11 protein-coding genes and 1 pseudogene are annotated in these 12,383 nt (G+C 31.4%); 8 read left to right on the top strand and 4 right to left on the bottom strand.

What is annotated here, in order from left to right:
• Positions 1–14: 14 nt before the first annotated feature.
• The 4 genes from O3I44_RS03570 to O3I44_RS03585 form a co-directional block, all read right to left on the bottom strand.
• On the bottom strand, positions 15–917 hold the full coding sequence (locus tag O3I44_RS03570; RefSeq protein WP_303717140.1) for a phosphate ABC transporter ATP-binding protein: 903 nt from the start codon (positions 915–917) through the stop codon (positions 15–17).
• Positions 878–2,899, bottom strand: coding sequence for a phosphate ABC transporter permease PstA (gene pstA, locus O3I44_RS03575; protein WP_303717141.1), 2,022 nt, complete (start codon positions 2,897–2,899; stop codon positions 878–880). Before pstA ends, O3I44_RS03570 begins: the two co-directional genes overlap by 40 nt.
• A complete protein-coding gene (locus tag O3I44_RS03580) occupies positions 2,899–3,981 on the bottom strand; it encodes a PstS family phosphate ABC transporter substrate-binding protein (RefSeq protein WP_303717142.1) in 1,083 nt (360 codons plus the stop codon). Before O3I44_RS03580 ends, pstA begins: the two co-directional genes overlap by 1 nt.
• Positions 3,982–4,569: 588 nt before the next feature.
• Positions 4,570–4,785, bottom strand: coding sequence for an NUDIX hydrolase (locus O3I44_RS03585; RefSeq protein WP_303717143.1), 216 nt, complete (start codon positions 4,783–4,785; stop codon positions 4,570–4,572).
• 222 nt (positions 4,786–5,007) lie between these two features.
• On the opposite strand from O3I44_RS03585, the gene O3I44_RS03590 reads away from it, so the two are divergent.
• From O3I44_RS03590 to O3I44_RS03685, 8 genes and pseudogenes are all read left to right on the top strand, one after another.
• Positions 5,008–5,325, top strand: a complete 318-nt coding sequence (locus O3I44_RS03590; protein ID WP_303717144.1) for a hypothetical protein — start codon at positions 5,008–5,010, stop codon at positions 5,323–5,325.
• Positions 5,312–6,301, top strand: a complete 990-nt coding sequence (gene lplA, locus O3I44_RS03595; protein WP_303717145.1) for a lipoate--protein ligase — start codon at positions 5,312–5,314, stop codon at positions 6,299–6,301. Before O3I44_RS03590 ends, lplA begins: the two co-directional genes overlap by 14 nt.
• Entirely contained in the window at positions 6,294–7,034 is a 741-nt protein-coding gene (locus O3I44_RS03600; protein ID WP_303717146.1) for an alpha/beta fold hydrolase, read from the top strand. Before lplA ends, O3I44_RS03600 begins: the two co-directional genes overlap by 8 nt.
• A 310-nt stretch (positions 7,035–7,344) precedes the next feature.
• On the top strand, positions 7,345–7,905 hold the full coding sequence (locus O3I44_RS03605; protein WP_303717147.1) for a hypothetical protein: 561 nt from the start codon (positions 7,345–7,347) through the stop codon (positions 7,903–7,905).
• Between the two features lie 147 nt (positions 7,906–8,052).
• Complete coding sequence (gene pdhA, locus O3I44_RS03610; RefSeq protein WP_303717148.1) at positions 8,053–9,153, top strand: pyruvate dehydrogenase (acetyl-transferring) E1 component subunit alpha; 1,101 nt, start codon at positions 8,053–8,055, stop codon at positions 9,151–9,153.
• Positions 9,129–10,154, top strand: a complete 1,026-nt coding sequence (locus O3I44_RS03615; protein WP_373317535.1) for an alpha-ketoacid dehydrogenase subunit beta — start codon at positions 9,129–9,131, stop codon at positions 10,152–10,154. The genes pdhA and O3I44_RS03615 overlap by 25 nt, the downstream gene beginning before the upstream one ends.
• An 8-nt stretch (positions 10,155–10,162) precedes the next feature.
• Complete coding sequence (locus tag O3I44_RS03620) at positions 10,163–11,458, top strand: dihydrolipoamide acetyltransferase family protein (protein WP_303717149.1); 1,296 nt, start codon at positions 10,163–10,165, stop codon at positions 11,456–11,458.
• Positions 11,451–11,613, top strand: a pseudogene (locus O3I44_RS03685) (biotin/lipoyl-containing protein); the annotation flags it as partial. The gene O3I44_RS03620 and the pseudogene O3I44_RS03685, both read left to right, overlap by 8 nt.
• Between the last annotated feature and the right edge of the window lie 770 nt (positions 11,614–12,383).

A 12,383-nucleotide genomic window follows, 5' to 3' on the forward strand; every position in this document is an offset into this window, starting at 1 on the left:
TCATTATATTGTAATTACCCCATTTTACCTGAAATGTAATCGTGTGTAATTTTTTCGGCAGGGCTGTTGAATATTTTTTTAGTTTCGCCGCTTTCAATTAGTTCCCCCATATAAAAGAATGCCGTTCTATCAGAAATCCTTAAAGCTTGTTGCATAGAGTGGGTCACAATTACAATTGAAAATTTCTCTTTAAGTTTTGTGATTAACTTTTCGATTTTAGCCGTCGCAATTGGATCTAAACTAGCTGTTGGTTCATCCATTAACAATATCTCAGGATTCATGGCAATTGCTCTTGCAATACATAGCCTTTGTTTTTGACCACCAGATAAACTAAAGGCAGGATCATTCAATCTGTCTTTGGTTTGTTTTCACAAAGCAGCATCTTGCAGTGATTGTTGAACAATTTCGTCTAGTTTTGCTTTATTACTAATTCCTGCTAAACGAGGTCCAAAAGCAACATTTTCATAGATAGACATATCAAAGGGATTTGCAGTTTGAAATATAAGACCAACTCTAGTTCTAAGAACTGTATCCTTAATCGAATGTCTTTTCTTTTTTTTTGGCTTAACTATTTTTGAATGATGATTTGTTTTAATGGTGGTACTTTGCTTTTTCTTCTTGGCTTGTTTCTTTTTAAAATCCTTATAGAATTTTTTATAAAATGGCAAAGGTTCCTTTAAAAGTTGATATCTATTATCAAGCATAATTGATCCGGTCATCTTTGTTCCTTCAACCAAATTATTCATTCTATTAAGACATCTAATGAAAGTTGATTTACCACAACCAGATGGTCCGATCAAAGACATAATCTCATTCTCTTTAATGACTAAATTGATATTTTTTAGAGCATGAGTATTCCCATTAGAATATCAAAAATTTAAATCTTTAACTTTGAAAATATTTCTTCTTTTTTTCATTTTCAACGCCCCTTTCTTATTTTCTTTGTTTTATTTAGTGTTTCTGAAATCATAGTTATGATACCAACTAGGATAATTGCAACTGATGCTAACTTATATGAATTATTCAGTAACTCATCAGCATTACCAGAAGCATATACTTGATAGAATAAAATATCAGTAGTAAGTGTATGCCCGGCATTTAAGAACCCAACATCAATTCCGTTAAACATTCCCAATGTTAAGTAGAGTGGTGCCGTTTCTGCGATAACTCTTCCTGAGGATAACACAATCCCGGTGGAGATGCCTCTAATGGAACCAGGCAAGACCACTTTTCAAATGGTCTCTCACTTTGTCGCACCTAAAGCGTAAGAGGCCTCTCGTAACGAATTACCAACCTTTGAAAATACCTGTTCAATGGCATTTGTGAAAGTTGGTAATATAACCAACATCATTGTCAGTGATCCAGCAATTAAGGAGGTGCCGCCAGGGATGCTACTTAAGCCAAGGGCTTTAAGGAAGAACAATGATCCAAAAATACCAAAGAGGATGGATGGAGTACCTCCTAAAGTTGCCAAGAAGAATCTAACAATATTAGCATAGCGTTTATTACCGGCATATTCTGATAAGAATATTGCAGTTCCTAACGCAAATGGGAAGGTGATAATGATGGAGATAGCAGTCAAGAGAATTGTCCAGACAAGGGGGTTCATAATACTTCCACCAACAACTTGGCCTTGTACATTTTGATATTGAAATTTCCAATCGTCACTTTTCCATTCTGGTAATCCATAGACCAATGTTGATAGAACAATTCATCCAATACTACCAACTACAAAAAATAGTGCTATTGATTCTCAAAATAATTTAATCATGTCTGGAATTTGTGAACGCTTTAATTTTTTATTTTGCAAAAAATATTTGTGATATTCCATGTTATTACGCCTCCCATACAAAATTCTTGATGGTTGTAAATAAACTCTAAATTTTTGGAATATGTAATTATAAGAGTAAAGTAAACACCTTAAGGGTAGAAACAATAATTTTATGATTGCTTTTATTCATGCTAACTTTGTGTTGCAATTTGTGGGAAATATATTTTCTATATAAAAGGGACTTTTAATTACTACCTTTTTCTTCGAAAATATTTTAGTAATGACGGAAATCAAGATAATGATAACTAGCAACATGATCAATCCCGCTGCAAATAATGCACTACGAGTTAATTCAGTTGCACCATCAAGAAACATCATTCTTGATATTTCAACTCCAAGTGTAGCAAATGGCATATTAAGAAATTGAGGAAAAACATCATTAAAACCATTCAAAGATGAAGGAGCAGTTAAAATTATGGAAAGTGCCATCGTTTCACCAATAGCTCGTCCTAACGCAACTATAATAACAATCGCACTTTGTTGTCCAAGACCTTTTTTAACAACTTTATAAATAGATGTTGTCTTTGAATTACCTAATGCAATGGCACCATCTAATTCATCTTTATTAATTAAAAGTAATTGATTATAAAGAAGGGAAATCATTGTGGGAAACAACATAATTGATAGCATTAAAATGGCATTAAGCAATGTTCTAGCTCCATCTGCCCCTAACAAATCTGTAACTCCACTTAATGACTTCAATGCAAAAATACCAAAGATAACTGATGGGATACCAGCTGATATATTAATCATCATTCGCAACCACTTGTTATTTTTCATTCTAAATCTCATGAATATAGCAACCCTAATTGATAATGGGTATGCAATGATGACAGCTAAAACTGATGAAATCAAGGTAATGAGCAATCCACTTCAAATTCCAAATCCACCTTCAGGTGTAAAATCTGATGTAAAGTACATATGGAAAAATCCATATTCTTTGTAAGCCGGTATTGATTGCACAAAGATGAATAGCACCATCGTCACTAAAGCAACAACCGAAAACAGTGCTGTGATAAAAATCAATAATCTTCCAAGAAAATTTTTAGTTAATTTTTTGTTTTGCATTATATTTCCAATCCATGTTTAAAATCACCTTTAGTTGCAAGATGAAGTACATCTTCTTTTTTTAACTCTTCATCTGTTTTGGATAAATTTGCTTGTCACAAAATCTGGTTACTTGTTAAAGGTACAAAATTTAAATTTTTAATGATTTCTTGAACTTCAAGGGAAAATAGGAATCATGCAAACTTTATTGAATCTTTATTTTTGATTGAAAATGACATATTGAATGGCCTGATCCATTTGTATGAACCATTTTTAACATTGTCCATTGTAGGTACTCAATTTGTTCCATCTTTAGTGTTAGTTATAGTCGCCACTTGTGTACCTGAAGATTTTTCATTTTCAAGGGCATATCCTAATGATATATATGTTAAGCCTGATGATTTACCTACAACAACATTCAAGGCCACAGAATTGGCTTCAGGAGTTTGTTGAACTTTTGGTAAGTATTTATGATCCTTATCAGCCTGAGTTCCTGGTGCTATGTTTTTACCAAGTTGGTGTCAAAATCCATCTGCTGTTCCAGAAGCAGATTTACCACCTTGACGACCAAAAGCCAGAGGTACTGCATCAAGTCCAGTTGAAGTCTTTGTTTCGTTTGTCAATAATTTCCCTCATGTGGTATTGGCAGCACTATCAACATCATAAAGTTTTGATAACTCCTGAATATCGATGATAGGGCGCTCATTATTTATAATCTTGATGCTAGAAGGTAATTTAACGCTAATTCCGATTGCGTCTATTGCTCATGTAATTGTTCTGACCTTGTGTTTTTTCCAATTGGCAATCTTATTATCATCTCCTGGTGTTTTAAGCGAAGACATCATACCAAAATAAGAAAGAATCTTCTTTTCAGACTGAGATTCAAGTCCTGCACCAGAACCATTTGCTGTATATTGAATATTATAAATAGTTTTTTTACTAATTTCATTTATCAGTGGTTGGACTGATGATGATCCAACACCAGTTATTTCAATTCCTGATTTTTCTTTAGACAAAGACTTAGAAACAATAATCGCAATAATAGGGGTACTTAATAGGCCAAGGGTTACAACTCCAATTCCAATTTTTTTAAATTTATTCATGTTCACCTCTCCATGGTTATGATACAAAATTGTTTAAATGTAAATTATTATTGTTTGTTAATTAAAATTAATAAAAATTAACGGAAATAAGAAACAAAATAGTTGATGGTAGAATATAAGCCCCAAACAATTTTATAATTCATCTTGTCTTTAAATTATCCTAAAAATATAATTCATCATCTCTTGAAAGTTCAAAGGTTTATAATACTTACAAATAGCAAGATTTCTTTTGAAGATAATTCATCACTCTTTAATAATGGTTCTTCAAGTGCAAAATTTAAATATTGCGTTAAGAGTTGATCATGAATTTATAATTACTTAATAATTATTTTCCTATTCTTAATGAATTCAAATATATCTAAAACGATTTCTTTTGTTTTTTTTGATTTCAAAATGTCATTTCATGTATCTCATCCAACGTAAACCATTTTATTTCTAGTGCTTCTTCATCGTCAATTATAAATTTGTCATTTTCATTTAATTCACATACAAATGTAATAGTAAATGCATTTACAAGATAGTTTGTTTGTATATTTAATTTGGAAATTTGAATAAATGCTTGCAAATTCAAGGTTATCTGCTTTCAAACTAGATTCTTCAAATAACTCTTTTTTTTGCAATATCAATTATATCTTCACCAATGTTCATACCGCCACCAAATGTGCCTCATGTGTTTGTGTCTGATCTTAAGTTGAAGCATTTATTATCCATATATGGAATAATTGTTGCAGAAGGCACCATAATTAAATCATGGGATTTAATTTTATCTCTCATGTACATGACATAATCTTGATTGTTTTTCATAAATTAATTATAAGTTAATTGCTTTAATTATTAGTTCAATTAATGCCAAGGTATACTAATAATAAAATATAGAAGAACTCTAAAAATTGCTAGCGAGACTAAAAAGGAAGATATTTGATTTTAATTATCGGTATTTGTTATGTTATGTCTGCAAATTAAGAGTAAAATGAATTTTATTCAAAAGTTTAATATATTCATATATATTTTAAGTATAATCATTATATGAATAATGTTGAAGATTTAAATCTATCATTCCAGTTTGAAGTCGTTGATTTTAAACGAAGAATCCTAGACATTAAAGTGCTATCTGTTAAAAAAGATATTATGAAAAATAACATCAATAAAATCTTTGAATGATTCATGGAAGATTTGATATTTTTTATAGAAAAATCTGGTTTTCAGAAGAGGTGAGATTTTGGAACTATTTTGCTTGGTGGAATAAATAATTTAGAGTTTGAAGAAGAAAAACGGGAAAATTTCACAAATATGTTCAAGTTAATTACAAATTGGGATATGGTGGTTAAAAATGAAAATAATTAGATCAAATTATAAAACACCATATTTAAATTTTGCACTTGAAGAATTATTATTAAAGAGTGACGAATTATCTTCAGAAGACATCTTACTTATATATCAAAATGAAAACGCTATCATAGTAGGAAGAAATCAAAATACTCATGAGGAAATTAATGATGTCTTTGTTAAAGATAATAAAATAAGCATTGCTAGAAGGTTATCTGGAGGCGGTGCAGTTTATCAGGATGAAGGAAATGTTAATTTTTGTTTCATAACACATGATAAAGAATCATCATATACAAAGTTTTTAGAACCGATTATCGGGTTTCTAAATTCACTGGGTCTTCATGCTGTATTTACCGGAAAAAATGATGTAACAATTGACGATATCAAAATATCTGGGAATGCCCAATATAAATACAAACATAGAATGTTTCACCATGGAACGCTGTTATTTAATTCTGATTTATTTGTTTTAGGTTCAGCACTTAAACCAAACAAATTAAAGTTACAATCCAAATCAATTAAGTCAGCCAGACAAAGAGTATCTAATATTCGAGATTTAATGAATCCAAAAATTAACACAGAAAATTTCATCCAAAAGTTGATAAGTTATTTTCAGGCTAAAAACTATGAACTAATTAATCAAGATATTATTACTGAAGAAGATATTAATCAATTGGCGGAACTTAAATCTTCTCCTAATTGAAATTTTAGCAAAAATCCTGATTTTGAATTTAAAAATACCAAGAGATTTTCCGGTGGGACAATTACATTAAAAATTTCGACAAACAATAACAAAATATCACATATTAAAATTGAGGGTGATTTCTTATCAACTAATGATTTTGAAGATATATATAAATTTTTCATAGGAAAAACATTTGATTTGAAAACTATCAAAAAAATCTTTACGGATATCAATAATTTTTCTGATTATTTTGGGAAAATAACTGCAAATGAACTTTTAACATTATTTAATAAAGGTCAAGATGTATAGTTTTAAAAGAGAACATGAAGAAGGGAAAAGAGACTTACTTTTTATTCATGGGTATGGTGCAACAGGAACATCATTTAATAAATTAAAAAAATATAAAAGAACCTTTAACATCATCACGATAAATTTGCCGTTTAATAAAATGATAAATAATAAAGAATTATCTATTGAAACATATATTGATTATGTTAATAAATTTGTTGATGAAAAGGGTTTAATTGATTTTGATGTTGTTGGTCATTCATTAGGAGGACCAATTGCATTAGGTATAACAAAGGCCAAGAAGAGATTATTAATCGCTCCTTTGAATCCATTTGTTAACAATAAAGAAAAATGATTATTAGCTAGGAACATGGACGATGCAACTAATGCTATGAAAAATATTGTTTATAAATATGAAGATCACTGAAGTGATGATGAAATTAATTCAATGGCCAACACACACATGTTATTTGTTGACAAAAATAACAAATTTATTTCGCAGTTGGTTAAAAAACAACTAATGGATAAAGATTATTATCAAACAGGATTGAGCAAGTTGTTTGCCGAGAAAGATTTTTACGTTATTGGCGGTGAAAATGACCAATACGTTTCAATGGATAGCATGATTGAGACGACAAAGCAATTTAATAAAAAGTTGTTTAAGATAAAAGAATGTGGCCACTCGCCCATTTTTGAAAAACCAGAGAAAATCAGAGATATAATTGAAAGTGTTTTAAAAGTTGAAGTAGATTAATGAGTTGAAATACATGACAATAAATTCAAAAAACATATGGATCTAACACAAGTAAAACGTCATGCATTAGATACTTTACCAACAAATATGCTTGGAATTTTATGGGTCGAAAATGATCTTTGGAACATTTTGAGAGGTTAGGTAATTTTACACAGATGATCCAAAATCTATTGGCGGACACACGGGAATTGATGTTATGCTTCCCATTCATCAAAAAATTCTTGCCCCAGTTAATGGAAAAAATTTAGCAAGTTATTGACTAAATTAGAAAAGCAAAAAATTTGCAGAAAGAATTGGTGGAGTTGTAGTTATGGAAGCGAACATAAAAGACTTAGATATCCTTGAGGAATATAAAAAGTATGTATATTTATCAAATAGAAAAAAAATTTATAAGGTGTCGAAAATGACAATAATGATAGATCACAAAATTAGGTCTAAATTTGATAATAATATCGCAACAAAATCAGAATACAATGCATATATCTGCCTCAGTGGCTTCCAAAAAAAGGTTGCTCTCATTTATGCATTTATTCCAAGATTCACCAAATATTTTGGAGAAAAAAATGTTAAAAGTGTTAAATACTCTACAAAATATAATGATTATAAATTGATAATAAATCCAAGTGTCTCTTATGACAATCCGAAAAAGGTTCATAAGAGGGATTTGATTGGATACAACGGGTCAATTCTTGATAATGGTGGCAGAGTTTCTCATACACATGTAAATATATATTCATCAATAAGCAACTTATTTAGAAGAAGCAAAAGGTATAATCCAAATATTACACAAGTGGATGGTGAGTCTTCTACACACTTTAAAGCAAGAGAAATCAAGAAATTAAAATTTCTTAAGCAACTTTATTTCCAATAAGGAATAGAGATGGTAAAAACTCATTAGAAGTGAAGAAACAAAAAAGTTTGATTATGGGTGAATATATTGACCCAAATAATATCTATTAGTTATATAATGATAAAATAGAAAAAGTAATAATAAGATAATTTTCTGGAAAAGAACAAAATGAATTATAAACACATCGATTTAAATAATTTCCATCAAGACAAATCTAAAATGTATAAAGTTTTAGATAATGATGGTAATCTATTAGATAAAAATTACAAAACAACAGCAACGCAGGAGCTGCTATTAGAAGCATATGGTTTTATGGTTTTATCTAGACAACAAGATACATATGTATCACAACTTCAAAGACAAGGTAGATCACTTACATTTGCCCCTAACTTTGGAGAAGAGGGATTGCAAGTTGCCGTTTCAATGGCTATGGAAAAAGACGATTGATTTATACCTGCTTTTAGAGCAAATGCGACAATGTTACACTTAGGTGTTCCACTGGAAAATCAAATGTATTATTGAAATGGAAATGAAAAAGGTTCAAAAATGCCCGAAGGGGTTAATGTCTTGCCAATTAATATTCCCATAGGAACTCAATGTTCACACGCTGCTGGAATTGCTTATGGATTGAAATTAGCTAAAAAGAAAAATGCATCAGTGTCATTTATCGGTAATGGAGGAACAGCCGAAGGAGAATTTTATGAAGCAATGAATACATCATCAATTCATAAATGGCCAACAGTTTTTTGTGTCAATAATAACCAATGAGCTATTTCAACACCTAATCACCTAGAATCAGGGTCAACAACAATTGCTGCTAAAGCAGTTGCAGTTGGAATTCCGGCTATCAGAGTTGATGGTAATGATGTTTTAGCTTCTTATGAAGTTATGGTGGAAGCACTTGATTATGCCAAAAGCGGTAAGGGGCCAATTTTGGTTGAGTTTATCACTTGAAGACAAGGGCCACATACAAGTTCTGATAATCCAAGAATATACAGAACTGCTGAAATTGAAAAAGAAAATGAAAAAAATGAACCATTTCACAGAATTGAAAAATATTTAATGGACAACAATTTCATTACTAAAGAAGAAAAAGAAAAACTTGAAAAAGAAAAACTTGAGCAAGTTAAACAAGCCTTTAAAACTACAAGTCAAAACCTTGAAGAAACAATTGATGAAATCTTTGATTATACTTATGAAGTTATGCCGCAAGAACTTTTAGAGCAAAAAGAAGAACTACAACAATGACTTATGAAAGCGGGCAAATAATGACTGATAAAATGATGAAAGTAAATAACATTGAAGCACTCAATAATGCTATTAAAGTTATGATGAAAAAAGATGAAAAAGTTGTTTTATGAGGTCAAGATGCAGGATTTGAAGGTGGAGTTTTTAGAGCTACGGCTGGACTACAAGAAGAATTTGGTGAAGATAGAGTTTGAGATGCTCCCATTGCTGAAGCTGCTATGGCAGGAATTGGAGTTGGAGCAGCGGTTTATGGTCTTAGGCCAATAGTGGAAATGCAATTTCAAGGATTTTCCTTACCATCAATTCAACAATTATTTGCTCATGCAGCTCGTTTAAGAAACAGAAGTAGAGGTCGTTTTAGTGTACCTATGGTTGTAAGAATGCCGATGGGCGGAGATATAAGAGCTTTAGAACATCATTCTGAAGCTCTGGAAGCAATGTATGCCCATATTCCTGGACTCAAAGTTATTATGCCTTCAACACCATATGATACTAAAGGCCTTATGATAGCAGCTATCAAAGATAATGATCCAGTTATCTTCCTAGAACCAAAAAAACAATATCGTTCATTTAAGCAAGAAATACCTGAAGGTGAATATGAAGTTGAAATTGGGAAAGCAAGTGTTATTAAAGAAGGAGACTCAATTACAATTGTTACTTATGGTACTCAAGTGCATGATTCTATTGAAGCAATTAAAACATTGCAACAAACAAACTCGGAAATAGATATAGAATTAATTGATTTAAGAACAATAAAACCAATTGATACAGAGACAATTACAAAATCTGTTAAGAAAACTGGGAGATTACTAGTTGTCCATGAAGCTGTTAAATCATTTTCAGTCTCGGCTGAAATTATTGCGAGGGTAAACGAAAGAGCTTTCACAAGTTTAATGGCACCTCCAACAAGATTAACAGGAGCTGATATTACCATTCCTTTAGCAAGAGGAGAAAAGATGTTTGTTGTAACACCAGAAAAAATAATTGCAAAAATAAAGGAACTGGTTTCTTTCCAGTATTAGGTATATATATGTATAAATTTAAATTTGCAGATATCGGTGAAGGTCTCCACGAAGGTGGTGTGGGAGAAATCTACGTTAAAGTCGGAAACAAAATCGAAGAAGGAGATTCACTATTTTCAGTTGAAACAGATAAAGTAACATCGGATATCCCTTCTCCGGTTACTGGTAAAGTGTTAGCTGTTTTAATCAAGCAAGGCGAAACTGTCACTGTTGGCGATGAAATTTTTCACTTTGAAGTTGAAGGTGAAGAAACCACAACAGAAGAGCCACAAGAAAAGGTCGCTGAAGCACCAAAACATGATGTGCCTAAAAAAGAAGAAGCTGATGCTGCATCAGTTGTTGGTGATGTGAAAGTTTCAAATGAAGTCAAAACAAATGATTTTAAAGCCAAAGCAAGTGATCATATTTCTCATGACGGAATCCTAACAACACCTTTAGCCAGAAAAGTTGCTGCTGAAAAAAATATTGATATTTCAACAATTAAAGGATCAGGAATTAATGGTAAAGTGCTAATGAATGATGTACTTAATTACACCTCAAAAACAAATGTTGCATGTAATGTTGCTATTACAAAAACGCCGGGGGGGGAAACAAGATCAAAAGTTACTTCAATGAGATCCGCTGTTGGTAAAGCGATGAAAAATTCTTGAAATAAAGTTGCTTATACAAATCTAGTTATTGAAGTAAATATGACTTCTCTATGAGACCAAAGAAAAGCAATTGTAACAACAAAACAAGCTGTGGAAAAATTGGGCGTTAAAATTTCATTTTTGCCATTTATTGTTAAAGCTACAACTATTGCTCTTGAAGAGTTTCCAATGTTTAATTCTCAATATGATGAAAAAACAAATGAATTAGTAACATATAATGATAAAAACATTGGAATTGCAGTTGATACTCCTCATGGGTTGTTTGTGCCAGTTATTAAACAAGCAGAAACTAAAAATCTAGTTGAAATTGCTAAAGAAATAAATGGCCTTGCAACAAAAGCCAGGGATAAAAAACTTGTAGGTCAAGATATGCAAGGCGGAACATTCACAATTACCAATTACGGTTCTGTGGGAGCACTATATGGAGATCCGGTTATTAACTTCCCGGAAATTGGTATCTTAGGAACTGGCGGAATTGTTGATAGAGTTGTTATGAATAAGTCTGGACAATTTTCTAATGAAAAGATAATGCATTTAACATTAGCAGCTGATCATAGATGAGTTGACGGTGCAGATATTGGTAGAATTTTAGCCAAAATTAAGAGACTATTAGAAAATCCAATCACATTATTAGGAGAATTTCAACATGTATAAATTTAAATTTGCAGATATCGGTGAAGGTCTCCACGAAGGTGGTGTGGGAGAAATTTATGTTAAAGTCGGAGACAAAATTGAAGAGGGTGATTCACTTTTTTCAGTTGAAACAGATAAAGTAACATCGGATATTCCTTCTCCTGTTACTGGGAAAGTCCTAGCTGTTTTAATTAAGCAAGGAGAAACTGTCACTGTTGGTGATGAAATTTTTCACTTTGAAGCTGATGGTGGTGAAACAACAGAAGATGCAAATAAAGAAGTTACCCCTAAAAAAGAAGACAGTGGTGCAGCATCTGTTGTTGGAGAAGTTAAGATTTCAGATGATTTATTTAGCACTAATATGTTTGGAACTAAAAAAGAAGCTGAGAATGTTCAAGTGGAAAGCCCATCAGTTACTAAAAATACATCAATACCTGAATTCGATATAAAATCAATTAAGCCTATTGGAACAGGAGAACAAGTTGATGTTGTTGTTGTTGGTGCTGGTCCAGGTGGTTATACAGCTGCTGAGTTCATCGCAAAACAAGGACTTAAAACAGTCATTATTGAGAAAGAATTTGCTGGCGGTGTTTGTTTAAATGTTGGATGTATTCCTACAAAAACACTTCTAAAATCAGCTAAAGTATTGGAACAAATCAAGGAAGCACAATCTTTTGGAATTGATGTTGACTATAAATCGCTTTCATTGAATTGAGACAAAATGCAAGTCCGTAAAAATGAAGTAAGAATGAAATTAAGACGTGGAATTGAATCACTAATGAAATTCAACAAAGTAGAGTTAATTCTTGATGAAGCAAAAGTTATTGATAAGCATAATGTTAAAGTTGGAAATAGAACTTTTACAACTAAAGTTATTATATTAGCAACAGGATCTTCACCAATTCATCTTCCACTTCCAGGATTTAATTCTCCAGAAGCTAAAAAA

Origin of the sequence: Candidatus Mycoplasma mahonii (assembly GCF_030550815.1) — a bacterium.
Taxonomy (GTDB): domain Bacteria; phylum Bacillota_I; class Bacilli_A; order Mycoplasmatales; family Metamycoplasmataceae; genus Mycoplasma_O; species Mycoplasma_O mahonii.